Source organism: Microbacterium sp. EST19A (genome assembly GCF_019969685.1).
Lineage (GTDB): Bacteria > Actinomycetota > Actinomycetes > Actinomycetales > Microbacteriaceae > Microbacterium.
Window position 1 is genome coordinate 1,592,320 of sequence record NZ_JAHXYZ010000002.1, and the last position, 15,953, is coordinate 1,608,272.

12 protein-coding genes and 1 pseudogene are annotated in these 15,953 nt (G+C 68.8%); 5 read left to right on the forward strand and 8 right to left on the reverse strand.

Features of this window, described 5'->3' with window-relative positions; translation table 11 throughout:
* Positions 1-12 precede the first annotated feature (12 nt).
* From LC452_RS17635 to LC452_RS17655, 5 genes are all read right to left on the reverse strand, one after another.
* Positions 13-732, reverse strand: coding sequence for a LytTR family DNA-binding domain-containing protein (locus LC452_RS17635; RefSeq protein ID WP_223627598.1), 720 nt, complete (start codon positions 730-732; stop codon positions 13-15).
* Positions 729-1,922, reverse strand: a complete 1,194-nt coding sequence (locus LC452_RS17640) for a sensor histidine kinase (RefSeq protein WP_223627600.1) — start codon at positions 1,920-1,922, stop codon at positions 729-731. Before LC452_RS17640 ends, LC452_RS17635 begins: the two co-directional genes overlap by 4 nt.
* A gap of 34 nt (positions 1,923-1,956) precedes the next feature.
* Complete coding sequence (locus LC452_RS17645; RefSeq protein WP_223627717.1) at positions 1,957-2,154, reverse strand: YbdD/YjiX family protein; 198 nt, start codon at positions 2,152-2,154, stop codon at positions 1,957-1,959.
* Positions 2,155-2,195: 41 nt separating this feature from the next.
* A complete protein-coding gene (locus LC452_RS17650; RefSeq protein ID WP_223627601.1) occupies positions 2,196-4,451 on the reverse strand; it encodes a carbon starvation CstA family protein in 2,256 nt (751 codons plus the stop codon).
* Between the two features lie 210 nt (positions 4,452-4,661).
* Positions 4,662-7,856 carry a S8 family serine peptidase gene (locus LC452_RS17655; RefSeq protein ID WP_223627603.1) on the reverse strand — a complete coding sequence of 1,065 codons (3,195 nt, stop codon included), beginning with the start codon at positions 7,854-7,856 and terminating at the stop codon, positions 4,662-4,664.
* 212 nt (positions 7,857-8,068) lie between these two features.
* On the opposite strand from LC452_RS17655, the gene LC452_RS17660 reads away from it, so the two are divergent.
* From LC452_RS17660 to LC452_RS17680, 5 genes are all read left to right on the forward strand, one after another.
* Positions 8,069-8,611, forward strand: a complete 543-nt coding sequence (locus LC452_RS17660; protein WP_223627604.1) for an ECF transporter S component — start codon at positions 8,069-8,071, stop codon at positions 8,609-8,611.
* 78 nt (positions 8,612-8,689) lie between these two features.
* The gene (locus tag LC452_RS17665; RefSeq protein ID WP_223627606.1) at positions 8,690-10,345 is read left to right on the forward strand and encodes an ABC transporter ATP-binding protein; all 1,656 of its coding nucleotides are present in this window, start codon (positions 8,690-8,692) and stop codon (positions 10,343-10,345) included.
* Positions 10,346-10,389: 44 nt separating this feature from the next.
* Positions 10,390-11,175 carry an energy-coupling factor transporter transmembrane component T gene (locus tag LC452_RS17670; protein WP_223627718.1) on the forward strand — a complete coding sequence of 262 codons (786 nt, stop codon included), beginning with the start codon at positions 10,390-10,392 and terminating at the stop codon, positions 11,173-11,175.
* Between the two features lie 10 nt (positions 11,176-11,185).
* Positions 11,186-12,061 carry a siderophore-interacting protein gene (locus tag LC452_RS17675; protein WP_223627608.1) on the forward strand — a complete coding sequence of 292 codons (876 nt, stop codon included), beginning with the start codon at positions 11,186-11,188 and terminating at the stop codon, positions 12,059-12,061.
* On the forward strand, positions 12,058-12,675 hold the full coding sequence (locus tag LC452_RS17680) for an ECF transporter S component (RefSeq protein WP_223627610.1): 618 nt from the start codon (positions 12,058-12,060) through the stop codon (positions 12,673-12,675). Before LC452_RS17675 ends, LC452_RS17680 begins: the two co-directional genes overlap by 4 nt.
* Before the next feature lie 271 nt (positions 12,676-12,946).
* On the opposite strand, the pseudogene LC452_RS17685 reads toward LC452_RS17680, so the two are convergent.
* The 3 genes and pseudogenes from LC452_RS17685 to pdxT form a co-directional block, all read right to left on the reverse strand.
* Positions 12,947-13,720 (reverse strand): annotated as a pseudogene (locus LC452_RS17685) (DUF222 domain-containing protein); the annotation flags it as partial.
* A 397-nt stretch (positions 13,721-14,117) separates the two neighbouring features.
* Complete coding sequence (locus tag LC452_RS17690; protein WP_223627612.1) at positions 14,118-15,218, reverse strand: serine hydrolase; 1,101 nt, start codon at positions 15,216-15,218, stop codon at positions 14,118-14,120.
* 295 nt (positions 15,219-15,513) lie between these two features.
* On the reverse strand, positions 15,514-15,953 hold a 440-nt coding region (gene pdxT, locus LC452_RS17695; protein ID WP_223627614.1), incomplete at its 5' end, for a pyridoxal 5'-phosphate synthase glutaminase subunit PdxT.

Genomic DNA, 15,953 nt, shown 5'->3' on the forward strand with positions numbered 1-15,953 from the left:
CGATGCCCCCGCTCATCCGATGCCCTCGCCGCGCACGAGCGCCTCGCGCACCGCCGGCACCAGGCGCCGGCTGACCGGGAGCGCCAGCTCGCCGATCGAGACCGAGGGTTCCGCCCCCGAGAGGCGCGCCTCGGTCACGGCGGCCGCGCGGACGAGCGAGGAGCGGTGGATGCGCAGGAAGCCGGCATCCGCCCATCGCGTCTCGAGCTCCGAGATCGGGATGCGCACGAGGTGCCCGACGCCGTCGCCGGTGTGCAGACGGGAGTAGTCGCCCTGCGCCTGCACCCAGCGCACGTCGCTGCGGCGCACGAACCGCACGGCCGACCCGACCGTGACGGGCAGCATCTCGTCGTCGCCGGGTCTCGCCGCATCGCCGAGCTCGACCACGCGGTCGATCGCCTGCCGCAGCCGCTCGGTGCGGACCGGCTTGAGCAGATAGTCCGCCGCGCGCAACTCGAAGGCCTCGACGGCGCGGGCGTCGTCGGCCGTCACGAACACGACGGCCGGGGGTGCGGCGAGCGAGAGCAGCGCACGGGCGAGGTCGGTGCCGGTCAGCCCCGGCATGTGGATGTCGAGGAAGGCGATCTGCACCACGCGCTCCGACAGCTGCCGGAGGGCGTCCGCCCCGTTCGCGGCCGTGAGGATCTCGCCCACGCGGTCGTCGGTGCGCAGCAGGTGGACCAGTTCCTCCCGGGCCGGCCTCTCGTCGTCGGCGACGAGGACGTCGATCACGATGTCACCGGCTCGTGGAGCGGATCATGCAGCGGCTGGGATTTCGGCACCCGCATGCGCACCAGGGTGCCGGCGCCGGTGTTGGTCTCGACGACCAGTCCGCCCTCGGCGCCGTACAGCTGACGGAGGCGCGTGTCGACATTGCGCAGCCCCACGTGCACGCCGTCGTCGCCGGCGGTGAGGGTGGCGCGCAGGCCTTCCGGGTCCATGCCCACGCCGTCGTCCTCGACCGCGATCTCGGTGTGCGTGCCGTCGTCGCGCGAGACGATGCGGATCTCGCCGCCGCCCTCCCCCGGCTCCAGCCCATGGCGCACGGCGTTCTCGACCAGCGGCTGCACCGAGAGGAACGGGATGACCGTCGCGAGGGTCTCCGGAGCGATCTGCAGAGTCACCCGCAGCCGGTCGCCGAAGCGCGCGCGTTCCAGCTCGAGATAGGAGTGGATGCTGCCGAGCTCCTCCGCGAGCGTGGTGAACTCCCCCTGCCGCCGGAAGGAGTAGCGGGTGAAGTCGGCGAACTCGAGCACCAGCTCGCGGGCACGACCGGGGTCGGTGAGGATGAACGAGGCGATCGCGGTGAGCGCGTTGTAGATGAAGTGCGGCGAGATCTGGGCACGAAGCGATCGCAGCTCGGCCTCGGCGAGCTGGGTGCGCGAGGCGTCGAGACCGCCGAGTTCGACCTGCGCGGCGCACCAGTCGGCGACCTCCTCCGCCGCCCGCACGAGGGAGGCCCGCACGGGTGCGGCGAATGCCACGATCACCCCGACGACACGGCCGTCGACGACGATCGGCGCGCCGACCGCTTCGAGGTCGTCATCCGGGCCCGGTGCGGGGAAGACCTGCCGCCGCCGGGAATCCGTCACCTGCGAGGCGATGCGGAGAGCGGCCGACTCGAGGCCGTCGGACGTGCCGTCGAACGACACGGTGCCCTCCGAGCTCACGATCGCGACAGCCGCACTGCCGAGGAGCACACGCAGGTGCCGGGCGGCCTTCACGACGTCGGGCGCCGCGAGTCCACCACGCAGGTGCGGCGCCGCGAGACTCGCCTGGTGCAGCGCCTGCAGCGCGCCCTGCTCCGCGTCGCTGCCGAGATCCGTCGCGCCGCGCGCCAGTCGACGCGCCAGCAGCAGCAGGACCGTCAGGACCACGCCGCCGAGCACGCCCAGCGCGGCAGCGAGAACGACGTCGGTCATGCGTTCAGCATAAAGACGTCAGCAGTACCGTGTCTCAACAGCACCGGGCACCGGGGTTGCGGTCCTGGTCGTCCATCTTCTGCCGCCAGAACTGCCGCTCCGTCATCGGCTCCTCGTCCGGGTGCGCACGATGGTGATGGGCGACGTACGTCGCGTACGCCGTGTCGCCCATCAGCGTCGTCATGTACCAGCGGATGCCGCGACCGACCCGCCCTGCGGCACGGAGCACCATGCGCAGAGGGGTGGTCGCGGCATCCGCCTGTGATGCGCTCATCAGTGGCTCGACGCCTTGCGGTCGTCGGCGAGGATCGGCTCCCACTGCTTCTCGAGCTCACGCTCGGTGGAGTTCGGCAGGAACCCGGCCGGTGCGAAGCGTCGCGAGGCGACCGGGGTCTCCTCGGTGTTCTCGCCACCGCCGTTGCGGATCGCCTTGATCGTGACGATCACCGCCGCGACCATCACGATGATCGCGAGGGTGACGAAGATGATCGACAGGGTGCCCTGCACCGCGGTGTTGCGGATGACGGCATCGAGCACTTCGGGTGCGCCGAGCGAGTCGTCGCCCGTGTTCTTCGCCTCGAGGTACTTGAAGTGGTTCGCCCAGTACCCGATCGCCGGCACCGGCGAGAGGATCTTGTACAGCGAGGCCGTGATCGTGACGACCGCGGTGAATGCGAGCGGCAGACCGATGATCCACAACCACTTGAAGTAGCTGCGCCCGCGCTTGGCGACGATGGCCAGCACCACGGCGAGCGCGATCGCGGCGAGCAGCTGGTTCGCGATGCCGAACAGCGGGAAGAAGGTGTTGATGCCGCCGAGCGGGTCGGTGACGCCGAGGATGAGGATCGCTCCCCAGCCGGCCACCATGATCGCGGTGCAGATCCAGACCCCGGGACGCCACGAGACGTCACGGAACTTCGGGAACCAGGCGCCGATCGAGTCCTGCAGCATGAAGCGGGCCACGCGGGTTCCGGCATCCACCGCGGTGAGGATGAACAGGGCCTCGAACATGATCGCGAAGTGGTACCAGAACGCCATGAGCGCTTGCCCGCCGAGGGCCTGCTGCATGATGTGCGCGAGGCCGAGAGCGAGTGTCGGTGCACCACCGGTGCGCGAGACGATCGACTCCTCGCCGACCGCCTGAGCCGTGCCGGTGAGCATCTCCGGTGTGAGGTTCACCCCCGTCAGCCCCAGCGAGTTCACGAAGGCGACGGCCCCTTCGACCGTGCCTCCTGTCGCCGCCGTCGGGGCGTTCATCGCGAAGTAGATGCCCTGGTCGATCGAGATCGCGGCGACGAGCGCCATGATCGCGACGAAGGATTCCATGAGCATGCCGCCGTAGCCGATGAAGCGCGTCTGGCGCTCCTTCTCGATGAGCTTCGGGGTGGTGCCGGAGGCGATCAGGGCATGGAACCCCGACAGCGCTCCGCACGCGATCGTCACGAACAGGAACGGGAAGAGAGGACCCGCGAACACCGGACCCATGCCGTTCTCGCCGAACACGCTGATCGCGGGGACCGTGATCTCGGGGCGCACGAGGATGATCGCACCGGCCAGCATGACGATGACGCCGATCTTCATGAAGGTCGACAGGTAGTCGCGCGGCGCGAGCAGCAGCCAGACCGGGAGCACGGCGGCGATGAAGCCGTAGATGATGATGCCCCAGGCGATCGTCGTGCGGTCGAGGTGGAAGATCGCCTGACCCCAGTCGGTCGCCGCGACCTGACCGCCGCCGATGATCGCGGCCATGAGCAGCACGAAGCCGATGATCGAGACCTCGGTGACCTTGCCGGGACGGATGAATCGCAGGTAGATGCCCATGAAGATCGCGATCGGGATGGTCATCGCGACCGAGAAGACGCCCCACGGGCTCTCGCCGAGCGCGTTGACGACGACGAGGGCCAGGATCGCGACGATGATCAGCATGATCAGCAGCGAGGCGATGATCGCGGCAGTGCCGCCGATGCGACCGAGCTCCTGTCGCGCCATCTGGCCGATCGTGCGGCCGCCGCGGCGCATCGAGAAGAAGAGCACCGTGTAGTCCTGCACGGCACCGGCGAGCACGACGCCGACGATGATCCAGATCGTGCCGGGGAGATAGCCCATCTGCGCGGCGAGAACCGGACCGACGAGCGGACCGGCGCCGGCGATGGCGGCGAAGTGGTGGCCGTAGAGGACGCGGCGATCGGTGGGGACGAAGTCCTTGCCGTCCTGCTTGACCTCGGCCGGGGTGGCGCGACGGTCGTCGGGGCGGGTGATGTACTTCTCGATCACCTTCGAGTAGAAGCGGTAGCCGATCAGGTACGTGCAGACCGCGGCGAACACGAACCAGATCGCGTTGACGGTCTCACCGCGGACGATCGCGAGCATCGTCCAGGCCACGGCGCCCAGGAGGGCGATCGCCGCCCAGAGGATGATCTTGGGCAGGGTCCAGCGGTTGGCCTTCTCGTGATGCTCGTCGCTGAGGGCGACGGGAGGAAGCTTCGGGTCGGTGACGATGTCGGGTGTGGTTCTGCCCGGTGCGGTCATGGGGGTCTCCTCGGGATACGCGACGTTGCGTTCCCCCACGCTAGGAAGACGTCGGTGCCCGAGGAGGGGCCGAGAGCGGATGCTGCGACGAGCGGCGCCGATCACGCGATGAACGGAAGCTCGGGCGTGCTCGCTCGACGACGTCCGCTCGACGACCGAGAGGGGAGGACCCCGGTCGTCGAGCGGACGAAGTGAGACGAGACGGTGCGACTACTCGGGCTGCTCCGTCGGCGGCGCCTCGGTCGGCGGTGCCTCGGTCTCGGGTGCTTCCGTCGGCGGGGCCTCCGTCGGCGGGGCCTCCGTTTCCGGAGCCTCCGTCTCGGGCGCATCCACGTCCGGCACGTCCGCCGCGGCCGGGGCGTCGACGGTCACGATCGTGCGGACCGCGGAGTCGCCGTACTGCACCAGGCCGAGGTAGCGGGTGCCGGCCGTGAGGCCGGTCCAGCCGAGCTGGTAGCTCGTCTTCACACCGCGGACCACCGGGAGCGGGTTCGGCGTCGCAGTGAACGCTCCCTCGCCGCCGGGCACCACATTGGCGTAGGACATGTCCCACGTCATCGGCCCGGTCGTCGAGTAGATGTTCGCCACCACGAGGTAGGTGCCGGGGGTGGGCGCGGGGATCGTGACCCTCTCGTCCGCCGAACCGGTCGCCGACTGCCAGCGCTGGTAGTACTGCAGGTCATCGGCACTCACCACGCGGTACACGGTGAGGTCGAGGTCGCTGCCTTCATCGTCCGACGAGTCGAGGTCGAAGCGCGAGAGCGTGGTGCCCTCGGGAACCTCGACGATCCACGCGACGTCCTTGTTGGCGTCGCCCGACTTCTCATCGCCCGAGTGACCCTCCACCGGATTGTCCGGGTCGGCGAGCAGCTCGAACGGAGTGAGACCCGACAGGTTGAGCGGCAGATCTCCCGTGAGGCCGGGGATGACCTCCACGGTGGTGCTGCCGTCGACGCCGGTGCCGGAGACCTCTGCCGGAGCATCCGCCGTCACCGGGAAGAGCGCGATCGGCGAGCGGACCGAGTTCTTCTTGCTCGTCCAGACCAGCGATCCGGTCGCCCACTGCTCGACCGGTGCGCTGGCGTTGTCGAACGTCACCGTGAAGGTCTTCGTCTGACCCGGCCTGTCGAACGTGAGCTGCTGCGGGCTGACCTTCACGTTCACGCCCGGGACCGAGGCCTTCGCCGTGAAGACGCCCTTCTCGGTCGAGGTGACGGACCGCGTCACGGTCTGCGAGCTCGCCAGGGTGCCGATCGAGATGGACGCCTGATTGAGGTTGCTGCCGTCGATCGGCTCGATCCCCGGGAAGTCCGAGAGCCCCTTGCCGTCGAGGAACGCCGCCCAGTCCTTCACGCCGTTGAGGTACAGCAGACCGGGGTTGAAGAAGCGCGTCGGGTCGACCTGACCCGCGCCCTGCTCGAACGGGTTCGTGTTCGGCGATCCGTCGGCGAGCACCGTGTCGTAGGCGGTGGTCATCATCGCCGACTTGATCTCGGCGGGCGTCGCCTTGGGGCGCTCACCGAGGTAGAGGGCGGCGAGACCCGCGATGTGCGGGGACGCCATCGACGTGCCGGAGAGGATGCCGAAGGTCGGCTTGTCTCCCGGTGCGTTGTTCGTCGCCGCGAGGATCGCGACGCCGGGAGCCGAGACATCCGGCTTCATGACGTCGCTGCCGTCGGCGAGAGCCGGACCGCGGCTCGAGAAGCCCGCGATCTGCGGCGTCGGCGTCGTGACGCCCGTGGTGTTCTCGCCGACGAGCGTGATCGGACGGTCGGCGCCCCCCTGTACGTAGGCGAGCACGGCGGCCCGATGCACCGAGCTGAGGTGCACGGTCGGCACGGCGTGGAAGTCGTTGTCCAGCGAGTCCGAGCCACCCGGCACGTTCACGAGGACGACGCCGATGCCGCCGGCATCCTTCACGACCTGCGACTTCTCCGCTCTCGCGTTGTTCCCGCGATCGCAGACGACGATGTGGCCGGTGACCTTCGCCGGATCGAGAGTGCCGGGGAGGCAGAGCGCGGCGTTCGCCGCGGTGGCGCCGGATGCCGCGGCATCCCCCGCGTAGATCGACGGGCCCTTCACGGTCTTGCCGAACGGCACGCTCACCGAGGCACCTGCCTGGGCGAAGCCGTCGAACTGCACCGTGCCCTCCCAGGTCGGGATGGTCGATGCGGCGACGGTCGTGTACCAGGGCGAGGCGTGGTCGGCGGTGACGGGGTCGGGGCCGTCGTTGCCGGCGCTCACCGCGACGAAGACGCCCGCGGCCGCCGCGTTGAAGAACGCGAGGTCCTCGGGGGCCATGACGGTCGTGGCCGCGCCGCCGCCGATCGAGTAGTTGATCACGTCGACGCCGTCGGCGACGGCCTGGTCGATCGCGGCGACGAGGTCGCTGAGAGCGCAGATGTCGTCCGTGGTGACGGTGTCGTCGGGGCCGACGTAGCAGGCCTTGTAGGCCGCGATCTTCGCGTCCGGGGCCACGCCCGAGATCGTGCCGAACTTCACGTTCTCGATCTGGGCCTTGACCTTGAAGTTTCCGGCCGCGGTGCTCGCGGTGTGCGAGCCGTGACCGTCGCCGTCGCGCGGCGAGAGGTAGTCGTACTGGAAGTCGAAGCCGGTCGCCTGCGCGCCGGCGTAGAAGTACTGGCCGCCGATGAGCTTGGACGAGTAGTCGCGCTTGTCCCAGTCCTGGCCCTCGACCATCGCGGACTGGAACTGCCCGCCGTCGGACTTGTCGAAGTACACGTTTGTGCCGTCGGTGTAGGGCTGGTTGCCCTTGTGGCGGCTCTGCTGCTTGTTCTGCTTCTTGAGCTTCTTGCCCTCGAACGACGGATGCTCGGGCGCGATACCCGTGTCGATGACGCCGACCACGACGCCCTCGCCTGCCTTGTCGACGCCGCCGGTCTGCTGCCAGACGCCGCCGCGGCCCTTGCGGTCGTCGCCGAGTCCGAGGAAGTCGGTCGAGGACTGCGCATCCGGGTGGCGGATCTCATCGGGGTAGACGCCGAAGACGTCCTTCGAGGCGCGGAGCTTGTCGACCTGCTCGCCGGAGAGGTCGGCGCTGAAGCCGTTCAACACGACCTGGTAGGTGGTGTCGGGGGTGATGCCGATCTGGGTGGCGAGGTCGGTCTGCTCGGTCTGGAGGTGCTCGACGTAGCGCTGGGAATCCTGCGACTGGGTCTCGAGCTGCTCGCCCTCGGCGGGCTTCGTGGCTTTGAGGCCCTTGACGTCGCCTTCGTAGCTGGCGAGAGGATCGGCCTTCATCACGACGATGTAGTGGCCGGGGGTGCCGGCGATGGGAACGGGGTGCGTCACCTCCTCCGCCGCGTAGCCTGCGGTTACTGTCGATGCGATGAACAGCGTGGCCAGGGTGGTGGCTGCTGCTATGCGGAGGGGTGTTCGACCCATGCGCTTCTCCCGATGCTCGATGATCTTCGTGCGGCGTCGTTGCCGCAATGCCGCTCAAAGTAGTCCGGGGTCGAGGGGCGCGCCAGGGGCATGCCGGAAACATAGACGAAGGGCCACAGGGGGGACTTTGGTCGACACTTCGGCTCGTCGTGCGGGGTTTTCCACGGCTCCCGGTCGACGCTCGGAAGCGGTGGCGCAACTAGGCTGGGACGGTGGCCCGAACCCCCGTCCTTTCGACCAGATTGCTGCTGGTCTGTGCGGCGATCGGCGTCGCCACGGGCATCATCGGCGGGATCGCGGGGCTGCTGACTCCGGTCGTCTTGCTCACCGCGCCTTTCGCCTACGGACTGCTTCTCGGGTCGCATGTTCTTCCGGGGATCATCGCGCAGGAGGTGCTGCGCCGGCCGTTCGTCGCGCTGATCACACACGTGATCGCCGCGCTGGTCGCGAGCGCGTTCAACCCGGCGTGGGCGCTGCGGTTCATCGGCACGGCGTTGCTGTTCGGCGCGATCCAGGAGGGTGTCGCGGCGCTCACGCGCTACCGGGTCTGGGGTGCGTGGCGGTTCTTCGTCTCGGGCGCGGTGATCGGGGTGCTCGTGGCGGTCGTCGTGTTCTTCGCGGCGCACCTCGGGACTCTGCCGCTGTGGGCGCAGATCCTGTACCTGGTGATCTCGGTGCTCGGGCCGATCGCCTGGACCGCGGTCGGGCTGGCCATCGGCGCGGCTCTGCGGCGGGCAGGCGTGGCGCAGCGCTGACGCGTTTCGCCTCGATGGCGGATCAGGTAAGGCTCAGCTAAGTTAGAAGCGTTCGATCCGCCGACCCGGGACTCCGCCGTGCGCCCATCCGCGCCCCTGCTCCGCGTGCGTGAGCTCTCTCTCACCCACGCGGATGCCGCGCACCCGTCGCCGCGGGCCGTCACCTTCGACATCGCCGCCGGGGAGGTCGTGCTGCTGCTCGGACCTTCGGGGTCGGGCAAGTCGACGCTCACGCTCGCGCTGAACGGGCTGATCCCGCATGCGCTCCCGGCGACGATGACCGGCACGGTCGAGGCGGGCGGGCTCGACACGGCGACGACGCAGACCGCGACGCTGAGCACGCAGGTCGCGATGGTGTTCCAGGATCCGGATGCGCAGATCGTCACGGGCACGGTGTACGACGAGGTGGCGTTCGGGCCGGAGAATCTGCTGCTGCCGCTCGACGAGGTGCGCGCGCGGGTCGAGGATGCGCTCCGCCGGGTGGGGCTCTGGGAGCGTCGCGACGAGAACCCCGATCACCTGTCGGGTGGCGGGCGGCAGCGTCTCGCGATCGCCTGCGCGTTGGCGATGGGGTCTCCGCTGATCGTGCTGGACGAGCCGACGGCGAACCTGGATCCTCAGGGCATCGACGACGTCTACGCCGCGCTGACCGATGTGATCGCGGCCGGTGATCGAGCGATCTTGCTCGTGGAGCACAACCTCGATGCGGCGATGGGGTTCGTGACGCGCACGATCGTGCTCGACCGCGAGGGGCGGGTCGTGTTCGACGGACCGGCCGCAGAGGTCATCCGTCAGCACGCCGACGAGCTCGTCGCGATGGGCGTCTGGCTGCCTGCAGCGACGCTCGCCGCGCTGCGACTGCGGGAGCAGGGGTACTCGTTCGATCCGCTGCCCCTGTCGCCGGAGGAGCTCGCACGCGCCCTGCCGTCGGTCACCGTCTCGTCTCGGCCCGCTCGCTCGACGACCGAGGGTGACGCGATCATCCGCGCCCGCGGGCTGACGGTGCGGCGGCGACGGACCGAGATCCTGCAGGGAATCGACCTGGATCTCGCGGAAGGCGGCCTGACTGCGATCGTCGGTGCGAACGGTGCGGGAAAGACGACGCTGATCCAGGCGATCGCGGGGGTCGTACCGCCGCCTCGCGGGATGGTGAGCGTCGACGGCATGGATCCTGGTTCTGCCTCGCCGCGAGATCTCGCGTCGCGCATCGGGTTCGTGTTCCAGAATCCGGAGCATCAGTTCATCGCGCATACGGTGTTCGACGAGCTCGCGCATGGACTTCGCCTGCGGCATGCTCCGGATGCCGAGATCGCGGCTCGCGTGGAGGAGATGCTCGCGCGGTTCGGTCTCGAACACAAGGCGGATGTGCATCCGTTCCTGCTGTCCGGCGGCGAGAAGCGGCGGCTGTCGGTCGGCACCGCGCTGATCACGCGGCCTCGGGTGCTCGCGCTGGATGAGCCGACGTTCGGTCAGGATCGTGCCCGGGCGTCGGAGCTTCTCGAGCTGCTGCGGAGTCTGCGCGCCGAGGGGACGACGATCGTCATCGTCACGCACGATCTGCAGCTCGTCGCCGAGCACACGACGCACACGGTGGTGCTGAAGGACGGGCGGGTTCATGCTGCCGGCCCGACGTCGGCGCTGTTCCAGGACGAGCAGGTGTTCGCGGGTGCGGGCCTGCGTCTTCCCGCGTTGCAGCGGGTGCTGGCATCCGCCGGTCTGGAGGTGGCGCCGTGACGACGACCTCTCGCCCGGCTGCGGCTTTCGACCCGTACGCGACGATGACGGTCACGTCGCGGCATCAGTTCCTGTACGGGCTGAATCCGCTGGCGAAGGTCGTGGGATTCGCGCCGGCGATGGTGCTGCTCATCTTCGTGCGGGATCTCGCGACGCCGGCGGCCTTCCTCGTGCTGGCGTATGCGGTGATCCTGATCGGCGCGCGGGTGACGGGGCGTCTGCTGGCGCTCATGATGCTGGCCCTGCCGGTGGGGATGCTCGCGATCGGCGTCGGGTTCTCGTTGTGGGTGGATGCCGCGCTCGTCGCGGACAGCGCCCCCTTCCTGCGGATCGGCGGGTGGACGCTGTATTCGGGTGCGCTCGAGATCGGCTTCGCGACGGCGCTGCGGCTCGGTTCGATCATCGCGCTGGCGCTGATCGGTGGTCTCACGACGACCGGGCCGGATCTGGTGCGGGCGAGCGTGCAGCAGCTGCGGGTGCCGTATCGGATCGGGTACACGGCGCTGGCGGCATTCCGTTTCGTGCCGCGTTTCGGGCATGAGCTCGCGGTGATCCGGGCGGCGCATCGCGTGCGCGGACATCATGGCGGGCGGGGTCCGTTCGCGCGTATCGCTCGCGGGTGGGGGTACATCGTGCCGTTGCTCGCCGGTGCGATCCGCCATGCGGAGCGGGTGGCGCTCGCGATGGATTCCCGCGCGTTCGGCGCCCACTCGACGCGGACCGAACGGCATCTGGTGCCGTTCCGTGCCCGCGATTTCGTGTTCACGGTGGCGAGTCTTGCGGCATCCGCTGCGATCTTCGTCGCGTTCTTCCCCTGGCAGCTTCCCTGAAAGGCGCCCGATGGCATTCAGCAAGATGGTCAAGCCCGAGTCGACCGAACTCATCCACCTCACGGTGCTGCGCAGCGAACGACTGTCGGCGCATTGGATCAGGGTGACGCTCGGCGGCGGTGAGATCGAGAAGTTCCGACCGATGGGTTTCGACCAGTGGTTCCGATTGTTCCTGCCGATCGGCGGCGATGCGGGCCTGGAGCGGGTGCCGGCGAAGGCGAACAAGATGTTCGGGTATCTGAAGTTCCTGCGGATCCCTGATGGCGAGCGTCCGGTCATGCGCAACTACAGCGTTCGGGCGTATCGTGCGGCGACGGCGGATGCCGGTGCCGAGATCGATGTGGACTTCGTGCTGCACGGCTCGGCGGCGGACGGCACTGCCGGCCCGGCATCCCGCTGGGCGGAGACGTGCCAGCCGGGTGAGCATGTGCTGATCATCGATGAGGGCCTGACGTTCAATCCGCAGCGCGGCACGGATCGCGTGCTGCTGGTGGGCGATGAGACGGCGCTGCCGGCGATCGCGTCGATCAGTGCGTCGCTGCCGGCGGATGCCGTCGGCACCGCGATCATCGAGGTGCCGACGACGGAGGATGCGCTGTCGTTCCCTCGCCCCGCGGGTATCGAGCTGGTCTGGATCGTGCGGCCGCACGATGTGGCGCCCGGTTCTCTGGCGCTGGAGACTCTGGCGCGGACGACGTTGCCGGAGGGAACCTTCCACGCATATGCGGCGGGCGAGCAGTCTCTCGCGTCAGGGGTGCGGAAGCACCTGGTGGGTGAGCGCGGGGTCGACAAGAACGCGGTGAGCTTCTGCGGGTACTGGAAGATCGGTGCGGCTTCCCCCGCCTCGAAGGCGGCGCGCGAGGCTGCTGCGGAGCCGCTGGTATGAGCGGCGAGAAGGCGGGCGCCCCTCGGAGTCGCGGACGCTTCCGCTTCCCGACCGCGATCCTGCTGACGTGTGCAGCGCTGGGTGTCGCGGGTGGGCTGTTGCTCGCGCCGGCGAACTGGGTGTCGACGGTCCTGTTCCCGGGGTTGCCGTTCGTGAGCGTCGCGCTGGCGGGGCTGTGGCTGCTGCCGTCGGTGATCGCGCTGCGGTTGCTGCGTCGTCCTTTGGTCGGTTTGCTTGTCGGCCTGCTTGCGGGGCTGGTGATCGTGCCGTTCTCGGGATATGGATTCGGCAGCGTCGCGACCAACGTATGGTGGGCGGCGTTCACGGAGCTGCCGTTCCTGTTCGTGCTCTGGCGGTATTGGGGGACATGGATGCACTATGTCGGCGCTGCCGTCGTCGGTGTCGTGTATCCGTTGCTGGCGTGGGCGTCGTTCAACCTCGAGACCATGCCGGTCGGTGTGCGGATCGCGTTCTTCGCGATCACCCTGGCGAGTTGCGTGGGTGGCACGGCTCTCGGCATTCTGATCGCCGACCACCTTCGTCGCGCCGGGGTCGGTGGGCGCCTTCCGCAGGGACGTGCCGCACGCACTCCCGCGGCGAAGACGGAGGTCTGACGGGGCGGTGCACCGCTGATGTGAGCGGATGAGGCTCTGCGCGCAGGGCCCGTTCATGCGGCGATGTCGAATCGGTGTCGTCCGCCGGTGCGGGGTGTGCGGGCGGGGTCGACGTAGGCGGGTGGGATGAACCAGACTCGTGCGGCGATTCCGGTGCCGTCGATGCGGATGTCCCACCCCTCACGATGACGGTCGCTCCCGCGAGCGGGACCCGGGACTCGCACCCGAGGACGTGCGCGGCGAACATTGCGAGAGCATCAGCCTGCAGCATCGGCACGGTCCGCCGGTCCGCATCCGCCGCGTCCGGGTTCGGAGCATCCATCCGGGCGTTGAACGCGGCCGTGACATATCCCCGCAGCGCGGTCACGACGGGCGCGGCGGTCTCAGCATCGAGCACCGCGTTCAGATGGACCATCCCGTCGCGTTCGAAGACCGTGCACGACCGCTTCGCCCGACGCTCCTCATCCTTCGGCTCCACACCATCCGGGTCCAACCAGGCCTCCGCCCGGGCGATCACCTTGCGGACATCATCCAACCCGAGCCCGGCGCACCGCTCGGCGAGGATCTCCTCCCCCAAACCGATCCGCCCCACCCCGGCCACCACCCGGCACCGATCCAACAACGCGATGATCAACCCCGCCGCGGCGATACTCAACGCCCCTGACGCGAGCGCCTCCCGCAACAACGCGTACCGGGCTGGGAGCATCGCCCCCAGCAGGTCCGTGCGCGGTGCGGTCGCCTCCCCCACTTTCACCAGGCGGGACGCGTCCCCGGCCGAGATCCCGCCGGTCGCCGCGAGTAGCTTCCCCGCGGTCCGGTACCCGTGCTCCTTCGCCAGACTCCCCGAACCCAACTCCGTGCGGGACTCATCGGCGATCCGCGCCGCGACATCCGCATGCGCCGCATCCAGGCGGCGTTGCACCACACCGATCGCGTCATTCACCGCGATCAACTGCTCCCGCGACAACCCCGTCGCATCATCCGCGCCCGCCCACACCGATTCGAGGCGGGTGACCGCCTCGACCAGACCAGGGAGCTTCGACATGCCCCCAGTTTACCCGCGAACCACCCGACATTCGAAACTATCTTCGATAGTATATTGGTTGTCTTGGGGCTTGCGAGGGCTTCGGGTAGCGAGGCAGCGAGTAGCCAGACGGAGCGAATCGCACCTGCGAACAGACCCCGCGACGACCCTCTCCGCGCTCGTCCTGCCACCCCGCGCATCATGCCGAAGCCGGCATCCGCCCTTCACCCGAACGTGGCATCCGTTCCGCATCGAAAGTCCGCATTCGCCCCACACCGAGCGGCGGACAAAGACACCGCAGGTCGACCGTGATCATCGCTCTCGGCCGCCATCCCCGCACACATGCCGATCCCGGCATCCGACCGGCATGCGCCGAGCATCCGCACCGCGAATCGTCCGCGACGACTGCCCTCCCCTGCTACTGGATATCCTCGAGCAGCCCCATCATCGCTTCACCCATCTCGACCTGGGTGAGCACGATCTGGAAGGATCCGTCGGGGTCGACGAAGAAGTCGGTTCCGAGGCCGCCGGACCATCCGTAGCGTCCGGCGTGCTCGCCCTCGGTCACCACCGCGACGCCGAAGCCCCATCCCATGCCGTCCCAGAATCCGGGGAAGAAGCTGTCTTCTATCTTCGCCGCCGCGGGAACCTGATCGGTGCGCAGCGAATCGAGCAGGCCCGCCTCGACGACGACCTTGCCGTCCTGCATTCCGCCGGTCGCCAGCATCCGCGCGAATGCGGCGTAGTCGGATGCCGTCGACACGAGTTCCGCGTGACTGAGGTCGAACGGTGCCGGCGCGACGTAGAAGCCGCCGGCTGCGGGCTCGATCTCGACCAGCGCGCCGCTCTCGTCGTGGCGGTACCCGGCAGGGAGCCGATGCGCCTGATCGACGGGAACCGTGTACCCGGTGTCGACCATGCCGAGCGGTTCGAACAGGTCGGTCCGCAGGTGGTCCTCCAGGGAGCCGCCGACCAGGCGGGAGAGAAGGATGCCGAGGATGCCGAACGAGTGGTGGTAGCGCCATCCGGTACCCGGCTGAAAAGCGAGCGGCAGGGTGGCGAGCGCGTCGAGCCAGTCCTGCGCGCCGAGGGCGACGGGTTCCTGCCCGGCCTGCGTCTGGTTGGCGATCATGGCGTCCTGCAGCGGGGACGGCGCGGTCATCATCCCGTATCCCGACATGTTGGTCAGCAGGTGCCGCACGGTGATGGGGGTGGTCGCGGGTTCGACATCATCGAGCGGAGACGTGGGCGTGCGCAGCACTTGGCGGTCCGCGAGCTCGGGCAGCCATCGCTGCACCGGATCGTCCAGGTCGAGACGTCCGTCCTGCACAAGTCGCAGCGCCGCGACGGTCACGACCGGCTTGGTCATGGATTGGATGCGCACGATCGCGTCCGACGTCAGGTCGCCGGCGGTGACGACCTCGACCCGCCCGTCAGGAGCGCCGGTGACGCCGATGATCCCCGGAGCGGTGCCGCGCGAGACATGGTCTTCGAGGATCGAGAGGAGCGAGTGGGTCATGCCCTCGATTCAAACGCGTAGGAGGGATGCTGTCCACGGTGTGGATGATCCCGCATCCCTCTGATGCAGCGACAAGTGCAGCTGCGATGCCTCATCGAGCTCCGCCACTAGTCTCCTTCGACTCGGTGAAACGTACAGATATCGGAGCTTCCGAAGCATCCGTCAAGGCTCCCGCGACGTTTCGCCGGCTCCTACCCGCGCTCGCGACGACAACCCGGCTCGAACAGAGGATGGAATCACGCTAATCGGGGTCTGATTGCCCGGCATACCCCGCTCCCGCAGAAGCGGGGCCCAGTCAGTACACCGTCGTGCGCTCCGACCCGAGATGGCTCGCCACCGAACCCGACATCGACCCGCGCGAACTCATCCGATCGAGGAAGCGCTCGTGGAAACGCGTCTCGCCGTCGACTTCCGGGTGGAAGCTCGTCCCGAGTAGGTTGTCCTGCTGCACCGCGACCACGGTTCCGTCCGGCAGTGCGGCGAGGACCTCGACGTCGGCTCCGACACGCTCGACGACAGGTGCGCGGATGAAGGTCGCGTGCACCGCTGGCTCACCTAGCGCCGGCACGTCGATGTCGGCTTCGAAGGATTCGACCTGCCGTCCGAACGCGTTGCGGCGCACGACCGCGTCGATCCCGCCGAAGGACTCCTGTCCGTCGATGGCGTCGACCACCGAGTCGGCCAGCATGATGAGGCCGGCGCAGGTTCCGAGCACGGGCATGCCCGCGGCGATCG

Coding starts and splice junctions, on each gene's coding strand:
- LC452_RS17690 (WP_223627612.1), bottom strand. CDS start 15,218: ATGACCCACTCGCTCCTCTCGATCCTCGAAGACCATGTCTCGCGCGGC.
- LC452_RS17655 (WP_223627603.1), bottom strand. CDS start 7,856: ATGGGTCGAACACCCCTCCGCATAGCAGCAGCCACCACCCTGGCCACG.
- LC452_RS17650 (WP_223627601.1), bottom strand. CDS start 4,451: ATGACCGCACCGGGCAGAACCACACCCGACATCGTCACCGACCCGAAG.
- LC452_RS17670 (WP_223627718.1), top strand. CDS start 10,390: ATGACGGTCACGTCGCGGCATCAGTTCCTGTACGGGCTGAATCCGCTG.
- LC452_RS17645 (WP_223627717.1), bottom strand. CDS start 2,154: ATGGTGCTCCGTGCCGCAGGGCGGGTCGGTCGCGGCATCCGCTGGTAC.
- LC452_RS17675 (WP_223627608.1), top strand. CDS start 11,186: ATGGCATTCAGCAAGATGGTCAAGCCCGAGTCGACCGAACTCATCCAC.
- LC452_RS17640 (WP_223627600.1), bottom strand. CDS start 1,922: ATGACCGACGTCGTTCTCGCTGCCGCGCTGGGCGTGCTCGGCGGCGTG.
- LC452_RS17680 (WP_223627610.1), top strand. CDS start 12,058: ATGAGCGGCGAGAAGGCGGGCGCCCCTCGGAGTCGCGGACGCTTCCGC.